This is a genomic window from Streptomyces capparidis (assembly GCF_054782095.1).
Genome location: NZ_BAAGTD010000063.1, coordinates 18,647 through 39,296, shown reverse-complemented (window position 1 = coordinate 39,296; position 20,650 = coordinate 18,647). Strand labels below are relative to the sequence as shown.

22 protein-coding genes are annotated in these 20,650 nt (G+C 73.9%); 10 read left to right on the top strand and 12 right to left on the bottom strand.

Annotation, left to right across the window (positions count from 1 at the left end):
* The 4 genes from ACYVO2_RS33305 to ACYVO2_RS33290 all read right to left on the bottom strand — a co-directional run.
* Window positions 1-1,110 (bottom strand): glycoside hydrolase family 3 protein (locus ACYVO2_RS33305; protein WP_461011825.1); only part of this gene is annotated, 1,110 nt, incomplete at its 3' end.
* Between the two features lie 6 nt (window positions 1,111-1,116).
* Window positions 1,117-1,947 carry a carbohydrate ABC transporter permease gene (locus ACYVO2_RS33300; protein ID WP_461011824.1) on the bottom strand — a complete coding sequence of 277 codons (831 nt, stop codon included), beginning with the start codon at window positions 1,945-1,947 and terminating at the stop codon, window positions 1,117-1,119.
* The gene (locus tag ACYVO2_RS33295; protein WP_461011823.1) at window positions 1,944-2,939 is read right to left on the bottom strand and encodes a carbohydrate ABC transporter permease; all 996 of its coding nucleotides are present in this window, start codon (window positions 2,937-2,939) and stop codon (window positions 1,944-1,946) included. The genes ACYVO2_RS33300 and ACYVO2_RS33295 overlap by 4 nt, the downstream gene beginning before the upstream one ends.
* A 51-nt stretch (window positions 2,940-2,990) precedes the next feature.
* Window positions 2,991-4,253 (bottom strand): extracellular solute-binding protein, encoded by a 1,263-nt coding sequence (locus ACYVO2_RS33290; protein WP_461011822.1) that lies wholly within the window; start codon window positions 4,251-4,253, stop codon window positions 2,991-2,993.
* A gap of 453 nt (window positions 4,254-4,706) precedes the next feature.
* Between ACYVO2_RS33290 and ACYVO2_RS33285 the strand changes: the two genes are divergently transcribed.
* The 4 genes from ACYVO2_RS33285 (at window position 4,707) to ACYVO2_RS33270 (ending at window position 8,726) form a co-directional block, all read left to right on the top strand.
* Window positions 4,707-5,501, top strand: a complete 795-nt coding sequence (locus ACYVO2_RS33285; protein ID WP_461011827.1) for a GntR family transcriptional regulator — start codon at window positions 4,707-4,709, stop codon at window positions 5,499-5,501.
* A gap of 157 nt (window positions 5,502-5,658) precedes the next feature.
* Window positions 5,659-7,848 carry a carbon starvation CstA family protein gene (locus ACYVO2_RS33280; protein WP_461011821.1) on the top strand — a complete coding sequence of 730 codons (2,190 nt, stop codon included), beginning with the start codon at window positions 5,659-5,661 and terminating at the stop codon, window positions 7,846-7,848.
* A complete protein-coding gene (locus ACYVO2_RS33275; protein ID WP_461011820.1) occupies window positions 7,845-8,042 on the top strand; it encodes a YbdD/YjiX family protein in 198 nt (65 codons plus the stop codon). The genes ACYVO2_RS33280 and ACYVO2_RS33275 overlap by 4 nt, the downstream gene beginning before the upstream one ends.
* A 180-nt stretch (window positions 8,043-8,222) precedes the next feature.
* Window positions 8,223-8,726 carry a GNAT family N-acetyltransferase gene (locus ACYVO2_RS33270; RefSeq protein ID WP_461011819.1) on the top strand — a complete coding sequence of 168 codons (504 nt, stop codon included), beginning with the start codon at window positions 8,223-8,225 and terminating at the stop codon, window positions 8,724-8,726.
* A 75-nt stretch (window positions 8,727-8,801) separates the two neighbouring features.
* Here the strand turns inward: ACYVO2_RS33270 and def are convergent, their stop codons facing one another.
* From def to ACYVO2_RS33240, 6 genes are all read right to left on the bottom strand, one after another.
* Window positions 8,802-9,431 (bottom strand): peptide deformylase, encoded by a 630-nt coding sequence (def, locus tag ACYVO2_RS33265; protein WP_461011818.1) that lies wholly within the window; start codon window positions 9,429-9,431, stop codon window positions 8,802-8,804.
* 86 nt (window positions 9,432-9,517) lie between these two features.
* Window positions 9,518-10,504: a tetratricopeptide repeat protein gene (locus ACYVO2_RS33260; protein WP_461011817.1), complete on the bottom strand. Its 987-nt coding sequence runs from the start codon at window positions 10,502-10,504 to the stop codon at window positions 9,518-9,520.
* Window positions 10,505-10,834: 330 nt separating this feature from the next.
* Window positions 10,835-11,248: a mycothiol system anti-sigma-R factor gene (rsrA, locus tag ACYVO2_RS33255; RefSeq protein ID WP_461011816.1), complete on the bottom strand. Its 414-nt coding sequence runs from the start codon at window positions 11,246-11,248 to the stop codon at window positions 10,835-10,837.
* Window positions 11,245-11,940 carry a sigma-70 family RNA polymerase sigma factor gene (locus ACYVO2_RS33250; RefSeq protein ID WP_461011815.1) on the bottom strand — a complete coding sequence of 232 codons (696 nt, stop codon included), beginning with the start codon at window positions 11,938-11,940 and terminating at the stop codon, window positions 11,245-11,247. Before ACYVO2_RS33250 ends, rsrA begins: the two co-directional genes overlap by 4 nt.
* A gap of 233 nt (window positions 11,941-12,173) precedes the next feature.
* Window positions 12,174-12,833: an alpha/beta hydrolase family protein gene (locus ACYVO2_RS33245; RefSeq protein ID WP_461011814.1), complete on the bottom strand. Its 660-nt coding sequence runs from the start codon at window positions 12,831-12,833 to the stop codon at window positions 12,174-12,176.
* Window positions 12,834-12,995: 162 nt separating this feature from the next.
* Complete coding sequence (locus ACYVO2_RS33240; protein ID WP_461011813.1) at window positions 12,996-13,820, bottom strand: SOS response-associated peptidase; 825 nt, start codon at window positions 13,818-13,820, stop codon at window positions 12,996-12,998.
* A gap of 135 nt (window positions 13,821-13,955) precedes the next feature.
* Here ACYVO2_RS33240 and ACYVO2_RS33235 point away from each other — a divergent pair, with 135 nt between their 5' ends.
* From ACYVO2_RS33235 to ACYVO2_RS33220, 4 genes are all read left to right on the top strand, one after another.
* The gene (locus ACYVO2_RS33235) at window positions 13,956-14,678 is read left to right on the top strand and encodes a M50 family metallopeptidase (protein WP_461011812.1); all 723 of its coding nucleotides are present in this window, start codon (window positions 13,956-13,958) and stop codon (window positions 14,676-14,678) included.
* A 212-nt stretch (window positions 14,679-14,890) separates the two neighbouring features.
* On the top strand, window positions 14,891-16,246 hold the full coding sequence (gene aroA, locus ACYVO2_RS33230; protein ID WP_461011811.1) for a 3-phosphoshikimate 1-carboxyvinyltransferase: 1,356 nt from the start codon (window positions 14,891-14,893) through the stop codon (window positions 16,244-16,246).
* 9 nt (window positions 16,247-16,255) lie between these two features.
* Complete coding sequence (rsgA, locus tag ACYVO2_RS33225; protein WP_461011810.1) at window positions 16,256-17,275, top strand: ribosome small subunit-dependent GTPase A; 1,020 nt, start codon at window positions 16,256-16,258, stop codon at window positions 17,273-17,275.
* Window positions 17,276-17,458: 183 nt separating this feature from the next.
* Window positions 17,459-17,782, top strand: a complete 324-nt coding sequence (locus ACYVO2_RS33220) for a DMT family transporter (protein ID WP_461011809.1) — start codon at window positions 17,459-17,461, stop codon at window positions 17,780-17,782.
* 25 nt (window positions 17,783-17,807) lie between these two features.
* Here the strand turns inward: ACYVO2_RS33220 and ACYVO2_RS33215 are convergent, their stop codons facing one another.
* A complete protein-coding gene (locus ACYVO2_RS33215) occupies window positions 17,808-18,311 on the bottom strand; it encodes a MarR family winged helix-turn-helix transcriptional regulator (protein WP_461011808.1) in 504 nt (167 codons plus the stop codon).
* A 27-nt stretch (window positions 18,312-18,338) separates the two neighbouring features.
* A complete protein-coding gene (locus tag ACYVO2_RS33210) occupies window positions 18,339-18,926 on the bottom strand; it encodes a helix-turn-helix domain-containing protein (protein WP_461011807.1) in 588 nt (195 codons plus the stop codon).
* Window positions 18,927-19,088: 162 nt separating this feature from the next.
* Between ACYVO2_RS33210 and hisN the strand changes: the two genes are divergently transcribed.
* Together hisN and ACYVO2_RS33200 are read left to right on the top strand one after the other, a co-directional pair.
* Entirely contained in the window at window positions 19,089-19,892 is an 804-nt protein-coding gene (gene hisN / locus ACYVO2_RS33205; protein ID WP_461011806.1) for a histidinol-phosphatase, read from the top strand.
* A 192-nt stretch (window positions 19,893-20,084) separates the two neighbouring features.
* Complete coding sequence (locus ACYVO2_RS33200) at window positions 20,085-20,492, top strand: CBS domain-containing protein (RefSeq protein ID WP_461011805.1); 408 nt, start codon at window positions 20,085-20,087, stop codon at window positions 20,490-20,492.
* Window positions 20,493-20,650: the final 158 nt, after the last annotated feature.

The window sequence follows — 20,650 nt, the reverse complement described above, 5'->3', positions numbered from 1 at the left end:
CCTTGGCACACAGAACGACATGGCTACGATCCGACTTCGCACCGCCGCCCACGCCGCCAGCGCGCGCACCCGCGCGGCGGCGACCGCGAGCCGCCGCGCGGGCAGCTCGCCGCGCCGGACCGCGTCGGCCAGCGCGTCCCGCAGCCGCAGCACGGTGTCCTCGTCGGCCAGGCCGCCGCCGACGCAGATCGCGTCCGCGCCCGCGGCGACGGCCAGCACCGCGCCCCGCTCAATGCCGTACGTCGCCGAGATGGCCTTCATCTCGATGCCGTCCGTGATCACCACGCCGTCGTAGCCGAGGCCGCCCTCGCGCTCGGGGGCGCGCAGCAGGCCGGTGAGCACGGCGGGGCTGAGCGTGGCGGGGCGCTCCGGGTCGAGCGCGGGCACCAGGATGTGGGCGCTCATCACGGCCCTGCTGCCCGCAGCGAGCGCGGCCCGGAACGGCAGCAGCTCCCGGGCGGCGAGCAGGTGCGCGTCCGCCCGGATGGTGGGCACGGCGTGGTGGGAGTCCACCGTGGTGTCGCCGTGCCCGGGGAAGTGCTTGACGCAGGCGGCGACCCCGGACTCCTGGAGGCCCTCGACATAGGCGGCGGTGTGCCGGGCCACCACGTGCGGGTCGGCGCCGAAGGAGCGGACGCCGATGACGGGGTTGCGCGGGTCGGAGTTGACGTCGGCGGACGGCGCCCAGTTCAGGTTCACCCCGCATGCGGCCAGCACCCGGCCCAGCTCCCGGGCGACGGAGCGGGTCAGCGCCGGGTCGTCCACCGCGCCGAGGGCGAGGTTGCCGGGGAAGGAGGAGCCCTGCCCGGCCTCCAGGCGGGTGACGTCGCCGCCCTCCTCGTCGATGGCGACCAGCACCTCGGGGCGCTCCCGGCGCAGCCGCTCGGTGAGCGCGGCGAGCTGCTCGGGGTCGCGCACGTTGCGGGCGAACAGGGCGACGGAGCCGAGCCCCTCGGCGAGCCGCCGCAGCAGCCAGTCGGGCGGGGTGGTGCCGGTGAAGCCGGGTTGCAGCACCGCGAGCGCGTCCGCGGCGGGGTCGCCGGGACCGCCGTCCGCGGACGGGGCGAACGGGACGGACGGCACGGGCGCTCCCACGGAGCCTGGGTTCATCGGCGATCAGCCCTTCACTGCGCCGGCGGTGAGCCCGCCGACCGCCTTGCGTTGCAGGATCAGGAACACGACGAGCACGGGGAGGGTGAACAGGGACGACGCCGCCATCGTGGCGCCCCAGTCGTCGCCGAACGCGGTCTGGAACTGGGTGAGCCACAGCGGCAGGGTCTGCGCCTCGGCCTGCTTGTTGAGGATCAGCACCAGGGGGAACTCGTTCCACGCGGTGATGAACCCGAACAGGGAGGTGGACATCAGGCCGGGCGCGAGCAGCGGGAGGACCACCCGGACGAACGCCTGGGTGCGGTCGCACCCGTCGACCATGGCGGCCTCCTCCAGCTCCTTGGGCACGGCGGCGATGAAGCCGCGCAGCGTCCAGATCGTGAACGGCAACACCATGATCATGTAAAAGAGGGTCAGCGGGAGCAGGCTGTTGAGCATGTCGGCGTCGCGCACGATCATGTAGATGGCGATGACCATGACCTCCCAGGGGGCCATCTGCGCCATCATCACCGTCACCAGGATCCCGCCGCGCCCCCGGAAGCGCATGCGCGCCAGCGCGAACGAGGCGGCCAGCGCGATCACCAGCGACAGCAGGACCGCGCCGATGGTGACGGTGAAGGAGTTCGCCACCAGCGTCCAGAAGTTGTCGGCTTCGATCGCGGTGCGGAAGTGCTCCAGCGTGGCGTCGAGCGGCACGAACACCGGGGTGTCGCCGATGATGTCGCCGGTCGGCTTGAACGCCGTGGAGAACATCCAGTAGACGGGGAACGCGAAGAACACGAACAGGGCGACCGCGACCGCGTTCGGCCAGGTGCGCGCGAGGAGGGAACGCCTCACAGCTCGTCCTCCTGCTTGACGATGATCCGGAAGTAGGCGGACATGAGCACCAGCAGGATGACGATGGTCAGCATGGAGATCGCCGCGCCCACGCCGTAGTGCTGGTTGCCCACGCCCTCGACGAAGGCGTAGACGGGCAGGGTCTCGGTGAGCCGGTCGGGCCCGCCCTGGTTGATCGCGAAGACCTGAGTGAACGCCTTGAACACCCAGATCACCTCGAGGAAGCTGGTGGCCAGGAAGAACGGCCGCAGCACCGGGAAGACCACCTTGGCGAAGACCTGCCGGGCGGACGCGCCGTCCATGCGGGCGGCCTCGTACAGCTCGGCGGGGATGGTGGTCAGCGCCGCGTACAGGTTGAACGCGACGAACGGCACCGAATACCACACCAGCAGCAGGGAGATCACGAAGAAGGTGGACCACTGGCCGCCGACCCAGTTGTAGCCCTCCATGCCGTCCCAGCCCGCGGTGGCGAGCAGCCAGTTCACCACTCCGAAGCGGCTGTCGAACAGCCACTGATAGACGGTGGTGGTCGCGACCACGGGCATGGCCCAGGTGAGGACCAGCCCGAAGGACAGGAGCAGCCGCATCCGGCTGCCGAGGCGGTTGAGCAGCAGGCCCACCAGGGCGCCGAAGACCATGATCAGGAAGACGTTGACGGCGGTGAACGCGACCGTCCGGCCGGTGACCCGCCAGAAGTCGGAGCCGGTCAGCACCTCGCGGTAGTTGTCGACGCCGTTCCACTCGGTGACGTGCTGGATCAACTGTCTGGCGTTGAGGTTCTGGAACGAGAGCATCCCGTTCTGCACCAGCGGCCAGCCCAGCAGCGCCACGGTGGCGACGGCGGCGGGCAGCAGCAGCAGGTAGGGGATGGCGGCGGCGAGCGGCCGCCCCCGCCGCCCGCCCCGGGGGGCGGACGTCGGGGGCGGCCCCGGCCTGCGGGGCCCGGCTCCCGAACGGGAGCCGAGAACCGCCTGGTCGGACTGGACGGCCATGGTGTGAGGGTCACTTTCTGCGCAGGGCGCGCGGAGACGGGCCTGGGGCGCCTACTGCTCCTGGCTGAGCCGCTTGTTGATCTCCGACTCCACGGACTCGGCGGCCTCCTGGTGGGACTTTCCGTTCAGCACGGCCGTCATGTACGACTTGATCGGGTTCGGCGTGTTCTCCACCGCGGCCCACTGGGGGATCAGCGGGGTGGTGCCGCCGAACGGGACCGCGGGCGCGGCCGCCTCGGCGACGGGGTTGCCGTCCAGGTGGTTGTGCAGGCTCTCCTTGTTGGGGATGACCCCGTTGGCCTTGGCGAGCGCGCCCTCGTACTTGTCCGACAGGGCGAGCTCGAGGAACTCGCGGGCCAGCTCCGGGCTGTCGCTGTTCTGCGCGACGGCCAGGTTGGAGCCGCCGAGGAAGACGCCGCCCGGCTCCTGCGCGGTCTCGCCCGGGATGGTGAAGTAGCCGAGCTTGCCGTCGAGCTTCTTGTTGGTGCTGACGGCGGTGGCCGCCTCCCAGCCCATGGCGAACATCGCGCCGACGTTGCCCTTGGCGAAGACCGTGCTCTGCTGCGGGGTGGACTCGTCCTTGTCCTTGGGCGCCTTGCTGTAGGACTGGAGCTTCTTGTAGATCTCCATGGCCTCGCCGACCTTGGGGTCGTCGAGGTTGCTGACGTAGCCGTCGCCGTCCTTCTTGACCAGCTCGGCGCCCTTCTCGATCAGCAGGCCGTCCAGGACGTACCAGTTCTGACCGGGCAGGTAGAGCGGCTCCTTGCCCGTCTTCTTGATCTTGTCCAGGGCCTCGTACAGCTCCGCCCGGGTCTTCGGGGTGCCCTTGATCCCCGCCGCGTTCCAGATGTCCTTGTTGTAGACGACCACGCGGTTGGCGAAGTACCACGGCGCCGCGTACTGCTTGCCCTCGTACACGGCCGACTCGTTGAGGGACTTCGTCCACTGGGCGGCGCCCAGCCCGTCCTTGACGTCGGTCAGGTCGGCGAGCCCCCCGGTGACCGCGTAGGCCGGGGTCTGGGTGTTGCCGATCTCGAAGACGTCGGGCGGACTGGACTCGGACAGCGCGGTGGTGAGCTTCTGCTGGATGCCGTTCCACTGCTGGATCTCGATCTCCAGCTTCGCGCCGGTGTTCTTCTCGAACTCCGCCGTGATGTCCTTGCGCCACTGCTCGGGCGCGGAGCCGTCCATGAACCACACGGTCAGGCTCTTCTTCTCGGCCTCGCCCCCGTCGCCGTCGGAGCCGCAGGCCGTCACCCCCAGTGCCATGATCATGACAGCCGCCCCGGCGACCGCACCTTGCCTGCGCTTCACGCCACCCTCCTCCGGGTTGCCACCCAATGCCCCCACCCGGCGCCCCGCGGCCCGCGGGCGCCCGGCCATCGCCCCGGCGGCCACCCCCGGTGGCAAGCGGTACGACGACGGACGAGCCCCGCTCCTGCGGTGGCCGTCGGCCCTCCGCGGGCTCGCGGGACGCGACCGCCCACTGCCGGAGAACCGGGGCCGTGGTCTTTAATGGTTTAGACCAGTGCCCCGCAGCTTGGCCTAGACCAATAGTGGTGTCAAGAGGGGCGACGGTGACCAACACGTCCGTAACCGGACCGACATGTGGGCGGCGGCGACGCGGCCTCGGGGAGCCGTGCCACCATGACCCCGGTGGCCGGGGCGCGCCCCCGCGTCGGCCGCACCACATCGGAGGGACAGCCGGTGACGGCTCCAAAGGCGACAGGCGGAGGTCGGGCGTTGCCCAGTGAGGGACCGGCGGCGATGCGCGCGGACGGCGGCATCGGCGCGACCGAGAAGGCACCGTCCGGCGCGAACGGCGGCGCCCCCGCGGGCAACGGCAGGACCGCCCGCGTGCCCAAGTACTACCGGCTCAAGCGGCATCTGCTGGAGATGACGCAGACCCTGCCGCCCGGCACCCCGGTCCCGCCCGAGCGGGCGCTCGCCGCGGAGTTCGACACCTCGCGCACCACCGTCCGCCAGGCCCTCCAGGAACTGGTCGTCGAGGGCCGCCTGGAGCGCATCCAGGGCAAGGGCACCTTCGTCGCCAAGCCCAAGGTCGCCCAGGCGCTCCAGCTCACCTCCTACACCGAGGACATGCGCGCCCAGGGCCTGGAGCCCACCTCCCAGTTGCTGGACATCGGCTACGTCACCGCCGACGACCGGCTCGCCGAGCTGCTCGACATCAAGCCGGGCGGCCGGGTGCTGCGCATCGAGCGGCTGCGGCTGGCCAACTCCGAGCCCATGGCGATCGAGACCACCCACCTGTCGGCCAGGCGCTTCCCCGCGCTGCGCCGCAACCTGGTGAAGTACAGCTCCCTGTACACCGCGCTCGCCGAGGTCTACGGCGTGCGCATGGCCGAGGCCGAGGAGACCATCGAGACGTCCCTGGCCACCCCCCGCGAGGCCGGGCTGCTGGGCACCGACGTCGGCCTGCCGATGCTGCTGCTGTCCCGCCACTCCCTGGACACGGCGGGCGAGCCGGTGGAGTGGGTGCGCTCGGTCTACCGCGGCGACCGGTACAAGTTCGTGGCCAGACTGCGGCGCCCGGAGCACTGAGCGGACGGGGGCGGCGGGGACCCGCTTCCCGGCGGGGCGCCCCGGCCCGCCCCCCTCGGTCCCGTCGCGCGACCCCGCCCCGGGGATCGTTATCAGTACGGTACTGACGCCACTTGCGCGCCTGATCTACATTCCGTCCATCGATCACGGGCGTGACATGCACGTAAAACGGGAGGACGGCCCCGTGCGCAAGGCGAATCCACGAACCATCGCCATCTGGAGCCTGGTCGCGGCGGTCGGCGCCGTGGGGTGGGCGATGCTCGCGATCTCCCGGGGCGAGGAGGTGTCGGCGGCCTGGATGCTGGCCGCCGCCCTCGGCTCCTACGCGATCGCCTACCGCTTCTACGCCAGATTCATCGCCACCCGGGTGCTGAAGGTCGACAAGACCCGCGCCACTCCGGCGGAGCGGCTGGACAACGGCATCGACTTCCACCCCACGGACCGCAGGGTGCTGGTCGGGCACCACTTCGCGGCGATCGCGGGCGCGGGCCCGCTGGTCGGTCCGGTGCTCGCCGCGCAGATGGGATATCTGCCGGGCACCATCTGGATCATCGTGGGCGTCATCTTCGCGGGCGCCGTGCAGGACATGGTGACCCTGTTCTTCTCCATGCGGCGCGACGGGAAGTCGCTGGGCCAGATGGCCAGGGAGGAGATCGGCCCGGTCGGCGGCGCCGCGGCGCTGCTCGCCGTGTTCGCCATCATGATCATCCTGCTGGCGGTGCTGGCGCTGGTGGTGGTCAACGCCCTGGCGCACTCGGCGTGGGGCACCTTCTCCATCGCGATGACCATCCCGATCGCCCTGTTCATGGGCTTCTACCTGCGGGTGCTGCGGCCGGGCCGGGTCACCGAGATCTCCCTGATAGGCGTGGCGCTGCTGCTGCTGGCGATCATCTCCGGCAACTGGGTCGCCGAGTCGTCGTGGGCGGACACCTTCATCCTCAGCCCGGGCTCGCTGGTCGTGTGGATGGTGATCTACGGCTTCGTGGCGTCGGTGCTGCCGGTGTGGATGCTGCTGGCGCCGCGCGACTACCTGTCCACGTTCATGAAGATCGGCACGATCGGGCTGCTGGCGATCGGCGTGCTGATCTCGCTGCCCGGCATGAAGTCCGAGGCCGTCACCGAATTCGCCTCACGCGGCGACGGGCCGGTGTTCGCCGGGTCGCTGTTCCCGTTCGTGTTCATCACGATCGCCTGCGGCGCGCTGTCGGGCTTCCACTCCCTGGTCGCCTCGGGCACCACCCCGAAGATGATCCAGAAGGAGACGCAGATCCGGCTGATCGGCTACGGCTCCATGCTGATGGAGTCGTTCGTCGCCGTGATGGCGCTGATCTGCGCGACCATCATCGACCCCGGCCTGTACTTCGCGATGAACGCGCCCGCCGGCGTCATCGGCGACAGCGTGCAGTCCGCGTCCGAGGCGGTGGCGGGCCTGGGCTTCACCATCACGCCGGAGCAGCTCGCCGCGGCGGCCAAGGCGGTGGAGGAGGAGAGCCTGCTGTCCCGGACGGGCGGCGCGCCGACGTTCGCCGTCGGCATGGCGGAGATCTTCAACGACGCCTTCGGGGGCCTGGGCGGCAAGGCGTTCTGGTACCACTTCGCGATCATGTTCGAGGCCCTGTTCATCCTCACCACGGTGGACGCGGGCACGCGGGTGGGCCGGTTCATGCTCCAGGACACGCTCGGCAACATCTACAAGCCGTTCCGGGACGTGAGCTGGAAGCCGGGCCTGTGGTTCTGTAGCGCGGTGGTGGTCGGCGCCTGGGGCTACTTCCTGTGGGTCGGCGTGCACGACCCGCTGGGCGGGATCAACCAGCTCTTCCCGCTGTTCGGCATCGCCAACCAGTTGCTCGCCGCGGTGGCGCTCACCGTGGCCACCACGCTGCTGATCAAGTCGGGGCGGCTGAAGTGGGCGTGGGTCACCGGAGTGCCGCTGGTGTGGGACGTGGCGGTGACGCTCACCGCGAGCTGGCAGAAGATCTTCTCCGACGACCCGCGGGTGGGCTTCTTCGCCCAGCGGGACAAGTACCAGGACGGCATCGACGCCGGGCAGGTCATCGCGCCCGCCAAGAACATGGACGACATGCACACCGTGGTCACCAACTCCACGGTGGACGGGGTGCTGTCGATCCTGTTCGCGCTGCTGATCATCCTGGTGATCGCGGACGCGACCCGGGTGTGCGTGAAGGCGATCCGCAACCCGGCGTCCGCGCCGCTGAAGGAGACGCCGTACGTGGAGTCGAAGCTGGTCGCGCCCGCGGGCCTGATCGCCACCAAGGACGAGAAGGCCGAGCTGGTGGCCGCGGGGGTCGGCGCCGAGGGCGGCGTCCGGCAGGACACCCCGGCATGACGGCGCTGCGGAGGGCGGCGGCCTGGGTCCGCTGGTACGTGCGGGAGGTGTCGGGCGAGTCGGCGTACGACCGCTATGTGGCCCATCTCCGCCGCCACGACCCCGCCGCCCCGGTCCCCTCCCGCCGCGCCTTCGAGCGGGAGCGCACCGACACCCGCGACGCGAACCCGCGGGAGGGCTTCCGCTGCTGCTGACCCGCCCCGTCAGGGGCGGCCGTGGGACGGTTCCCGAAGGGGCCGGGGGTGCTGCCCCCGGCCCCTTCCGCGTCCCGCCCGGGGCCCCTGGGGCTCGGACGCGGGCGGCGGGTACGCCGCCGCCGCGCGCCGTGCCCCCGCCGCCCGGCGGTGTCGTCCCCCTCGGGCACACTGGCCCGCATGGACATCGTGGTGCGGATGGCGCGGGAAGAGGAGCTCGACGCGGTCGGGGAGCTCACCCTGGGGGCCTACCGAGTGGACGGGCTGGTGCCGGACGGCTCCGACTACGCGCGGGAGCTGGTCCGGGCCCGGCACCGGGCCGAGCACGGCGAGCTGCTGGTGGCGGTGGACGGCGAGGGCGGGCCCGTCCTCGGCACCGTCACCTTCGCCCGGCCGGGCACGCCCTACGCGGAGCTGGCGCGCGAGGGGGAGGCCGAGTTCCGGATGCTGGCCGTGGCGCCCGGGGCGCGGGGGCGGGGCGCCGCCGAGGCGCTGGTGCGCGCCTGCCTGGAGCGGGCGCGGACGCTGGGCGCCGCGCGGGTGGTGATCTGCACCCAGGAGCGGATGGCGGCCGCGCGGCGGCTGTACGACCGGCTGGGCTTCACCCGCCTGCCCGAGCTGGACTGGTCGCCGGTGCCCGGCGTGGTGCTGCTCGGCTACGGGCGGGAGCTGAACGGCGCCTGAACGGGCCCTCGCCCGCCGTCCCGCCCGCGGCGGGGCCGCGGGCGGGACGAGGGGCGGGGGGAACGGGTCGCCCGCTCAGTCGTTCGGCACCGTCTCGTACCGGGGCGTGGCCTCCGCCATCTGCCGCAGCACGTCCTTGCGGTCCCGCTTGGAGAGCCGGTCCACGTACAGGTAGCCGTTGAGGTGGTCGGTCTCGTGCTGGAGGCAGCGGGCGAAGTAGCCCCGGCCCTCCACCGCGATCGGCTCGCCGCGCATGTCCTGCCCGCGCACCACGGCGTAGTCGGGGCGGGCCAGCTCCTTGTAGGCGCCGGGCACGGACAGGCAGCCCTCGTTGCCGTCGTCCAGGACGCGGGAGGCCGGGTCCAGGTCGTCCAGCACCGGGTTGACCACGTGGCCCACGTGCCGCACGCCCTGGTCGTCCTGGCAGTCGTACACGAAGACCCGGGCGTCCACGCCGATCTGGTTGGCCGCCAGGCCCACGCCCTCGGCCGCCTCCATGCTTTTGAACATGTCGTCGATCAGCGCGGCCAGCTCACCGTCGAACGTCTCCACGGGCTTGCACGGGCGGTGCAGCACGGGGTTGCCGATGACGGTGATCGGCCGGGCCTTGCCGCGCGAGCGGTGCTCCCGCACCCGTTCCTCGGCGTCCGTCGTGTCGTCCACGAACTCCGACTCGACGGTCTCGTCCTGCTCCTGCTGCGCCATGGTCGTAGGTCATGCCTTCCTGGATCGCGCTTCCGCTGCGCCGTTGTCCGTCGGCCCCAAGCCTACGGCGGCGCGGCCGGAGCGCGTCAGCAGACCTCCTCGAGGTCGCGGTAGGCCCTGCTGTCGGGGCTGTCGGCGACCCAGCCATCGAGCAGTCCGCGCACCAGCTCGGCGGGCGCGGCGATGCCGCACTCGCGCTCGGGCACCCACGGGCCGCCGGCGCTGCGGTGGCTGAGGCGGCCGGGCCGGCCGGGCGGCGCGTGGTCGTGCGGGTCGTGGTGGTCGAACCGGCCGTCGTCGGCGGGCATCCGGCTCTCCGAGCAGGTGCGGCACAGCAGCCGCACCGAGGACGACCAGTCCTCCGCGGCGTACCCCGCCTCCGCCGCCAGGCGCTCCAGGGCGTCCCGGTCGTCCCGGGTGGCGGCCTCCAGCAGCACCAGGTACGTGGGGACGGGCGAGGGCGCCCACAGCTCGATCTCGTCGAACACCGGGTAGACCTCGCCGCGCCCGGCGACCCGCTCGCCGTTGGGCACGCCGTCGTGCAGCACGACCTCGCCCCAGCGCCGCCCCGAGGACGGCAGGGGGATGCTCAGCACCTCCAGGCGCGCCGGGTCGAGCCGGCGGCCCCACACGACCTCGGACTCGCCCTCGGGGGACAGCCGCACGGCCGCGCTGCCCAGCGGCATGGACAGCGGCTCGTCGCCGGACCCGGCGGCGGCGCTCTCCGGCAGCCGCAGCCCGTACGCCTGCCAGGCCCGGCGGGCCAGCGGCCAGTCCTGGAGGGCGGTGGCGGCGATGCCCAGGTTCCACCAGTCGGGGGCGCCGGTGCCGCGGTCCAGCAGGGCGACCGCCCGCAGCCCCGCCTGGCGGGCCTGCTCCCAGTCGTGCCGGTACTTGTGCAGCAACGCCAGGTTGTACCAGGACTCCGACAGCCACGGTTCCAGGTCCGCGGCCTGCGTGAGGAGCGCACCCGCGTCCTCGTAGCGCCCGTCGCCCATCAGCGTGAAGGCACGGTCGGTGGCCTGCCGCCAGGAGGCGGACGGCCGGTGCCGTGCTCTGCCGAAGATCCTCACGATTCCGCCTGGCTCGCTTCCGCGGTCACCTGCTGCCGACTGCCGGCGGTGCTCCCGCCGGACGGGTGGACGTGCTACAGGGATGCTGCCCTGGCCGGTGACGGCCGGAACATCCCGGTGGCCCGAACCGCGCCCCCGCGGCCGCGCCCGCCCCGGGGGACGGTACGGGCCGGCACACGACGCCCGCTCGTGTGCGCATCAAACCACGCCCGGCGGCGCGCCCGCTCCTCACCCGGCGATGCCGGGGCGCGGGCCGCGGGCGCGGGCACGGCGACGGCCCCGGAGCCGCGGGGCTCCGGGGCCGTGGCGAGCGCGGGCCGCGCGGCGGGGCTACTCCTTGGGGGCCGCCACGGACTCCGTCACGGACTCCGTGGCCGTGACCGGCGCGGACAGCGGCTGCCCGGCGGCCGTCGGCTGCCCGGAGTGCGGCTGCCCGGCCTGGGGATCACCGGGCGCCTCGGGAGGCGGCCCGGGGACGGGCGCCACCTGCCCGGCCCTGATCGCCTCGATGCGGCCGAGCACCTTGCCGCGCAGGTCGGACGGCACCGCGTCCGAACCGCAGCAGCGCTTGACCAGCTTCTTCACCGCCTGCTCGAGCCCGTACTTCTCCAGGCACGGGTGGCACTCGTCGAAGTGCTCCCGGAACTTGGCGTAGTCGTGCTCGGCCATCTCGTTGTCGAGGTACTCGTAGAGGTGGTCGAGGACCTCGGCGCAGTCGGTCTCGTGCGGGTTGCCGCAGCTCATGTGCCCGAGCCTTTCCGGTCGTGCGGCGAGGTTCCGCCCGCGGCCGCTCCCACGCGCGCGTCAGCCTGGTCCTGCCCGTTCTCCCCCTGAGGAAGGAGTCCGCGCTCGCGCGCGTAGTCCTCCAGCATCCCGCGCAACTGACGCCGCCCCCGGTGCAGCCGGGACATCACCGTGCCGATGGGTGTGCCCATGATGTCGGCGATCTCCTTGTAGGCGAACCCCTCGACATCGGCGAGGTAGACCGCGATCCGGAACTCCTCCGGTATGGCCTGGAGGGCCTCCTTGACATCGGAGTCCGGCAGGTGGTCGAGCGCCTGCGACTCGGCCGAGCGCAGCCCGGTGGACATGTGGGACTCGGCGCGCGCGAGCTGCCAGTCCTCGATCTCCTCGGCGGCGCTGCGCTGCGGCTCGCGCTGCTTCTTCCGGTAGGAGTTGATGAAGGTGTTCGTCAGGATGCGGTACATCCACGCCTTGAGGTTCGTGCCCTCGCGGAACTGGTGGAACGAGCCGTACGCCTTGGCGTACGTCTCCTGCACCAGGTCCTCGGCGTCGGCCGGGTTGCGCGTCATGCGCAGCGCGGCCGAGTACATCTGGTCGAGGAAAGCCAGCGCGTCCCGCTCGAAGCGGGCGTTGCGCTCGGCGGTGGTCTCCTCAGCCTGCGTGCCGTTGTCGGTCCCTGCGACCGGACCCACCTCCTCGCTCGCCTGGCCGGAACCCCGTGCGGGTCCGCTGGAAACGGAGGATATAGGCCGCGCGGGCGCGGCGCCCACCGATGCCCCCTCGAACACCGCCCATGGGGTCATGGACAGGGAGGCGACCTGCGCGCGTGGCGGGCAAGCTGCGGAAACCATCTGGCGCCTTCCGGACGAGTGCTGACCGACGTCCCGTGACAACACGGGCATCCGCGTGCGCATTCCCGGCTCCGTCACCCTCCGGGGAGGACGCGATCCAGCCAGTCCGCCACCGCGTCGGCGACCGCCCGCAGCACCTCCTCCTGCCCGACCGGGGCCCGCTTGGGCACGGCGAACCCGTGGTCGGCGTGCGGCACGCCCACCAGCTCGCCCGTCCAGCCCGGCAAGGCGAACTCCTCCGGGGTGCCGAACGGGTCCCGCTCGCCCTGCACCACCAGGGTCGGCGGCCCCGCCCCGAGCAGCTCCTGCGCCCGGCTGCGCTCCGGCCTGCCCGGCGGGTGCAGCGGGAACGCCAGCGCCAGCACGCCCGCGGCGCCGAGCGGCCCGGCGGTGCGGCACGCCACCCGCGCCCCGGCGCTGCGCCCGCCCGCGACGACGGGCGACCCGCCGGCGTCCAGCGCCGCCCACAGCGCCGTCCACGCCGTGTCCAGGGTCTTCGACGCCGGGGCGAGCCTGCGGCCGGCCACCCGCCACGGCTGCTCGACCAGGGCGACGGCCACCCCGCGCGGGGGCAGGGCCGCGGCCAGGGCGGCGAGGTCCCGCGCCGCCGTGCCGCCGCCCGCGCCGTGCCCGAGGGCGAGCACGGCCCGGGGGCGCGGCGGGGCGGTGGTGGTGATCCGGCCGTCGCCCACGGGGGTGGGCACGAGGCGGGTGGTGGTGGTGAGGTCGCTCATGGGCCTCATGGGACCACGGCGGGGCGGCCCGGCGGAGCTCCGCGGCAGGGCGGCCGCGGGAGGGGTCGCGGGGGGCGGCCCGGCGGGTGCGGGCGGCCCGCGCCGGGCGCGGAGCCCGCGCGCGTCCGAGCGCGCCCTGTCGCCATCCGCGCGCCGGGGCGCTCAGAACAGCGTCGTCTCCTCCTCCTGCGCCCGCTCCTGGAGGGGGCGCACCAGGTCGGGCGAGTTGTTGCGCACATTGCTCACCTCGGGCGAGACCGGGTGGGCGCGCAGCAGGCCGGGGGCCGGCGGGGCCAGCAGCTCCCGCAGCCGGTCGGGGTCGTCGTCGGCCGGGTCGAGCCAGGCGTCCCACCGGCCGGGCTCCAGCACCAGCGGCATCCTGGGGTGGATCTCCGCCAGGGAGCGCGGGCCGTCCCGCGGCGGGTCGGCGAACGGCTCGGCCTCCGCCTCGGTGGTGAGCACCGCGCAGGTCACCCACCAGGCCCGCGGGTGGTCGTCGGGGAGCGTGCGGTCGCGCCAGAACTCGAATATCCCGGCCATGGCCATCACCGAGCCGTCGGCGGGCGTGACGAAGTACGGCTGCTTGCGGGGCCGCTTGCGGGCGCCGCGCTGCTCCTGCGCGAACTCCTCGGAGGGGGTGACCCACTCGTAGTAGCCGTCGGCGGGCAGCAGACAGCGGCGGGTGGCGAACGCCTTGCGGTAGGAGGGCTTCTCGTGGACGGTCTCCGCCCGCGCGTTGATCATCTTCGCCGCGGACTCCGGGGTCTTGGACCACGGCGGGACCAGCCCCCACCGCAGCACCCTGAGCTGGCGCACCGGATCGGGTGACCCGCCGCCCTTCAGGGGCCGCTCCAGCACCGCCCAGACGTTCTTGGTCGGGGCGACGTTCCAGTCGGCTTCCAGGTCCTCGGCCGGGTCCCGGTGGCGTACGGCGAAGATCTCGCCGAGCTCGTCCGGTTTCCGGCTTGCCGCATAACGCCCGCACATGTGTGCCACCCTGCCAGGGACACCAGGCCCCCGTCGATCGTTGTGACGGTCCGGGGACGGCCGGGCGCCCCGGGCCGTCCGCCGACGAACGGGCCCTGAAGGGGGCCGTCACCGCCGAGTCTGCCACGGAAGGCCATGGACACCACCGACTTCACCGACGTCTGGGACCGCGTGGTCGGCACCCAGCCCGATCCCCCCTCCTGGCTGGTCGTGGCCACCGCCGTGGTGGCGCTCGCCGCGATCGTGCCCGGCGCCGCCTGGCGGGTCAGCCGCAACGTGGTGACCATCGCCCACGAGGGCGGCCACGGCCTGGCCGCCCTGCTGACCGGGCGCCGCCTGGAGGGCATCACGCTGCACTCGGACACCTCGGGCCTGACCGTCTCCCGGGGCAGGCCGACCGGCCCCGGCATGGTCCTCACCGCGGCGGCCGGGTACACCGCGCCGCCGCTGCTGGGCGCGGGCGGGGCGTGGCTGCTCGCGGCCGGGCACATCACCGCGCTGCTGTGGACGGCGATCGCGCTGCTCGCCGCGCTGCTGGTGATGGTCAGGAACGCCTTCGGGGTGCTGTCCGTGCTGGTGACGGGCGGGGTGTTCCTGGCGGTGTCGTGGCTGGCGGAGCCGGAGGTGCAGGCGGCGTTCGCCTACTCGGCGGTGTGGTTCCTGCTGCTGGCGGGCGCCCGGCCGGTCGCGGAGCTCCAGGGCCGGCGGGCCCGCGGGGCGGCGGCGGACTCCGACGCGGACCAGCTCGGCCGCCTGACGCATGTGCCGGGCGGGGTGTGGGTGGCCGCGTTCGGCTCCGTGGCGGTGATCTGCCTGGTCGGGGGCGGGTGGTGGCTGCTCCAGCCGGTCACCGCGTGAGCGCGCGGCGGGCCGGGGCGGCCGGGTCCGCGCCGGGCGCCGAGGATCCGCGCCGGGCCGTTGCACACCCGACACCCGCCAGTGGTACACCAAGGGACGACACTGCCCGGCCGGGACCGCCAAGGCGGCGATCGGCCGAAGCAGTGGTTCGGCCGCAATAGCCCCATTCCCCCAGGTTTTCCCCCGCTTCGGGGGCACTAAGGTGGTGGCACATGACCGGCAATCCCGCGCCCCAGGCGCTCTGGCCCGCTCCGACCGCGTCCGGACCCGTGGACGCGACCGTCACCGTGCCCGGCTCCAAGTCGGTCACGAACCGCGCCCTGGTCCTCGCCGCGCTCGCGTCCGAGCCGGGCTGGGTGCGGCGCCCCCTGCACAGCCGCGACACGCTGCTGATGGCGCAGGGGCTGCGCGAGCTCGGCGTCGGCATCGAGACCATGCCCAACAGCGCCAGCGGCGCGGGCACCGGGCCCGGTGACGCCTGGCGGGTGATCCCCGCCGCCCTGCACGGTCCCGCCCGGGTCGACGTCGGCAACGCGGGCACCGTGATGCGGTTCCTGCCCCCGGTCGCGGCGCTCGCCGACGGGCCGGTGCACTTCGACGGCGACCCCCGCGCCCGGGAGCGCCCGCAGAAGGGCGTGATCGACGCGCTGCGCGCCCTGGGCGCCCGCATCGAGGACGAGGGGCGGGGCTCGTTCCCGCTGACCGTCCACGGCGGCGGCGCGCTCGACGGCGGCACGGTGGAGGTGGACGCCTCCTCCTCGTCGCAGTTCGTCAGCGCCCTGCTGCTGTCCGCCCCCCGGTTCAACCAGGGCGTGGAGGTCAGGCACGTCGGCTCCGCCGTGCCGTCCCTGCCGCACATCCGGATGACGGTGGAGATGCTGCGGGCCGCCGGGGCGAAGGTGGACACCCCGGAGGCGGGCGGCGAGGCGAACGTGTGGCGGGTCGCCCCCTCGGCGCTGCTCGGCCGGGACCTGGTGGTCGAGCCCGACCTGTCCAACGCGGCCCCGTTCCTGGCCGCCGCGCTGGTCACCGGCGGCCGGGTCACCGTCCCCGACTGGCCCGAGCGCACCACCCAGCCGGGCGACGCGCTGCGCGAGATCCTCACGCGGATGGGCGGAGCCTGCGAGCTGGGCGAGCACGGGCTGACCTGCACCGGCACCGGCCGCGTCCACGGCATCGACGCCGACCTGCACGAGGTGGGCGAGCTGACCCCGGTCATCGCGGCCGTGGCGGCGCTCGCCGACTCCCCCTCGCGGCTGAGCGGCATCGCGCACCTGCGGATGCACGAGACGGACCGGCTCGCCGCGCTCGCCAAGGAGGTCAACGGCCTCGGCGGCGACGTGACGGAGACCGAGGACGGGCTGGTCGTCCGCCCGCGCCCGCTGCGCGGCGGCGTCTTCCACACCTACGAGGACCACCGCCTGGCCACGGCCGCCGCCGTCATCGGGCTCGCGGTGCCGGGCGTGCAGGTGGAGAACGTGGCGACGACCGCCAAGACCCTGCCGGAGTTCCCCGCGATGTGGACCGGCATGCTCGACGGCGGGACGCCCGCCCGGCAGGAGGTCTGAGCCCTTCCCATGCGGCGTTACGGCAAGGACATCGACGAGGACGACGTCCGCGTCCGCCCGGGGCGGGGCAGCCGCCCCCGCACCCGGATCCGTCCCCGGCACGAGGACGCCGCCGAGGGGTTCGTGGTCACCGTCGACCGGGGCCGGCTGACCTGCCTGGTCGAGGACCGGACCGTCACCGCGATGAAGGCCCGGGAGCTGGGCCGCAAGGGCGTGGTGGTGGGCGACCGGGTGGCGCTGGTGGGCGACCTCAGCGGCGAGCCGGGCTCCCTGGCCCGGATCGTCCGCGTCCACGAGCGCCGCTCGGTGCTCCGCCGCACGGCCGACGACGACGACCCGTACGAGCGGGTGCTGGTCGCCAACGCCGACCAGTTGGCCATCGTCACCGCGCTCGCCGACCCCGAGCCGCGGCCCCGTCTGATCGACCGCTGCCTGGTCGCCGCGTACGACGCGGGCCTGGCGCCGCTGCTGGTGCTCACCAAGTCCGACCTGGCGCCCGCGGACCCGGTGGTGGAGGTGTACGCGCCGCTGGGCGTGCCGTACGTCGTCACCCGCCGCGACACCCTGGCGACCGGGGGCGCCGAGCAGGTCAGGACGCGGCTGCGCGGCCGGATCACCGTGTTCGTCGGGCACTCCGGCGTCGGCAAGACGACGCTGGTCAACGCGCTGGTGCCGGAGGGCAGCCGACGGGCCACCGGGCGGGTGAACGCGGTCACCGGGCGGGGCCGGCACACCACCACCTCCGCCCTGGCGCTGCCGCTCGGGGACGCCGGCCCGCTCGCGGACGGCGGCTGGGTCGTGGACACGCCTGGCGTGCGCTCCTTCGGGCTGCACCACGTGGACCCGTCCCGCGTCATCCACGCCTTCCCCGACCTGGAGCCGGGGACCGCCGGCTGCCCGCGGGGGTGCAGCCACGACGAGCCGGAGTGCGCGCTCGACCAGTGGGTGGCGGACGGCCACGCGGACCCGGCCAGGCTGGAGTCGCTGCGCCGCCTGCTGGCCTCCAGGGAACGGCACGAAGGGGACTGACGCCCCCGGCGGGCCCCGCCGGGGGCCGCGGTCCGGGCCGTCACGGCAACTCGGGCGCCCGAGGGGGCAGCGCGGGCGGGGTCGTCCGTGTGATCATCGATAGGCTTTGCGAACTCATTGCTCCGCGATGGCGTCGTGAGGCCCCAAGTCCCGGTTGTCGTTCCGATGCGAAAGGCCCAACCGATGGCATGGCTGCTCGTCGTGATCGCCGGACTGTTCGAGACCGGCTTCGCCGTGTGCCTGAAGCTCTCCCACGGCTTCACGCGCCTGTGGCCGACCATCGCGTTCGCCTGCTTCGCCCTGGCCAGCTTCGGCCTGCTGACCCTGTCGCTGAAGCGGCTCGACGTCGGACCCGCGTACGCGGTGTGGACCGGCATCGGCGCCTCGGGCACCGCGATCTACGGGATGCTGTTCTTCGACGAGGTGACGTCGGTGCTGAAGATCGTCTCGATCACGCTGGTCGTCGCCGGGGTGATCGGCCTCCAGTTGAGCGGCTCGGCACACTGAGCCGCCGGCCCGGCCGGGCCGGCGGCTAGCCCGGCTCCTCGGTGTTGGCGTCCCGCAGCCGCCGCATCAGGGCGGCCAGGCGCTCCGCGTCCTGCTCGCCGAGGGCGCCGATGAAGTGCCGCCGCAGCGCGGCCACGTGCCGCTCGTGCGCCCGCCGCGCGATGTCCAGGCCCTCCCCGGTGAGCGCCACATAGGTGACCCTGCGGTCGCTGGCGGACCCCTGCCGCTCGATCAGCCCGGCCCTGACCAGCCGGTCGGCGAACTTGGTGAACCCGCCCGAGGTCAGCGACACCTCATGGGCCAGCCGGGTCATGGGCAGCCGGTGCCCGGGGGTGCGCAGCAGGCGCAGCAGCACCTCGAACCAGGGCCCCGGGACGGCGACGTCGACGCCGAGGTCGGAGACCGTCCGCCGGGTGGTGCGGTCGCACGCCTCCACCACCAGGCCCCACCAGGTGACCAGCTCCTCGTCGGCGACGGTGGCGCCGCCCGCGGCCGTGGCGCCGTCCTCGCGCTCCAGCGACTTCCCCATGGGGACACACTACGGCGGGCGACCGGCTCACCACGCGCGGGTCAGCAGGGCCCGGGCCAGCCGGGCCACGGCGGCGCGCTCCTCGCGGGCGCTGCGCGCCGGGGCGACGGTGTACGACAGGGCCAGCCGCACCGTCATCTCGCAGGCGAAGGCCAGCTCCTCGGGGCCGGGGCCGCCGGCCGGGGCGGCCCCGGGGGTGTGGTCCCGCAACGCTCGGTCCCGTAACTCGGCCACCACCTCGCCGGGCCGCGGGCGGAGCGCGCCCGGCACCGCGGCCAGTCGCTCGTCGGCCCCGCCGGCGAGCACCGAGCGGACCAGCGGGTTGTCCCGGGCGGCGCGCAGCGCCTGGTCGGCGGCGGCGGCCAGCCGGCCGGAGGCGTCGGCGCCGCCCCGCCGGGCGTCGGCCAGGGCCTGCTCGACCCCGGCGTAGAACGCCGTCACCTCGCGCCGGGTCAGCGCCCGGGCCAGGCCGTCCTTGCTGCCGAACTCGTTGTACAGGGTCTGGCGGGAGACGCCCGCGGCGCGGGCCACGTCCACCATCCGCACCGCCGACCAGGGGCGTGCCGCCAGGGCGGACAGCGCCGCGTCCAGGAGGGCCTCGCGCGCAGTGGGCATCGTCGCCTCCGGCAGCTCGCGTACAGCCGTTCGAACGACGGCCGGGGGAGACAGAGTTGACGCCCCGTCGGGGGCTGTCAATACTCCGGGCGCGCCCGGCCGCGTCCCCCCGCCGGACCACTCCGGTGGCCGGGCACCTGACCTGCCACTACTGTTCGCAGCATGCCGGACTACCACGATGATCTGCGCCTCGCCCACGTCCTCGCCGACGTGGCCGACGCCGCCACGATGGAGCGGTTCAAGGCGATCGACCTGCGCGTCGACACCAAGCCGGACATGACGCCGGTCACCGAGGCGGACCGCACGGCCGAGGAGCTGATCCGCAGCGCCCTCCAGCGGGCCAGGCCGCGCGACGCGGTGCTCGGTGAGGAGTTCGGCAACCAGGGGCACGGCCCGCGGCGCTGGGTGATCGACCCCATCGACGGCACCAAGAACTACGTGCGCGGCGTGCCGGTGTGGGCCACCCTGATCGCGCTGCTGGTCCAGGGGCCCGGCGGCGACCGGGGCGTGGTGGGCCTGGTGTCCGCGCCGGCGCTCGGCAGGCGCTGGTGGGCCTCGCTGGGCGCGGGGGCGTACACCGGGCGCAGCCTGTCGTCGGCGACCCGGCTGCGGGTGTCGAAGGTGGGCAAGATCGAGGACGCGTCGTTCGCCTACTCGTCGCTGTCCGGCTGGGAGGAGCAGGGCCGCCTGGACGGCTTCCTCGACCTGTGCCGGTCCTGCTGGCGCACCCGCGGCTACGGCGACTTCTGGCCGTACATGATGGTGGCGGAGGGCTCGGTGGACGCGTGCGCCGAGCCGGAGCTGTCCCTGTGGGACATGGCCGCGCCCTCGGTGGTGGTCGCGGAGGCCGGGGGGACGTTCACCTCGCTGGACGGCGTGCCGGGGCCGGGCGGCGGCAACGCGGTGGCCTCCAACGGGCTGCTGCACGACGAGGTGCTGGGGTACCTGGGGCCGCGCCGGTACTGAGCGGGGCGGGTCCGGGCCGCAACCGCGCGCCGGGGGCAGCCCCCTTGTGGCCCCGCGCGCGGCATGTGAGCATGAGAATCCCCGCCCTTGTGAACTTGTGAATTCCTTCTCGAGCCCCGGGCCCTCCTGCCCCGCGGGCCCGTGCACGGGAACGCGAGGGCGCTCCTACCGCCCAGGAGGTGGTTCCCGGCCATGCTCGTCCGCGACGCCATGACCACGATGGTCCTCACCATCGGCCCCGCCCACACCCTCCGTCAGGCCGCCTGCCTGATGGCGGCCCGCCGCGTCGGCGCGGCCGTCGTCCTGGACCCCGACGCCGGCGGAGTCGGCATCCTCACCGAACGCGACATACTCACCTCCCTCGGCCGGGGCGAGAACCCCGACCAGGAGACCGCGAGCCGCCACCTCACCGGCGACGTGGTCTTCGCCGCGCCCGGCTGGACCCTCGACGACGCGGCCGACGCCATGGTGCACGGCGGCTTCCGCCACCTGGTCGTGCTGGACGACGGCGCGCCCGCGGGCATCGTCTCCGTCCGCGACATCATCCGCTGCTGGACGGGCTCCCGCCGGGGAGCCGGCCGGCCGGTGCTGGTCCTGTGACCGCCCGGGCCCGGGTGTGAGGAACCGGACCCGGGCACCGGGCACGGAACCAGGGCACCAGGGCACGGGGCACCAGGGCACGGAAACGGCCGGGGCCGGCCACTCGGGCCGGCCCCGGCCGGTCGCACCGCTCGCGCCGCCCGGCCCCGCTCGGGCGG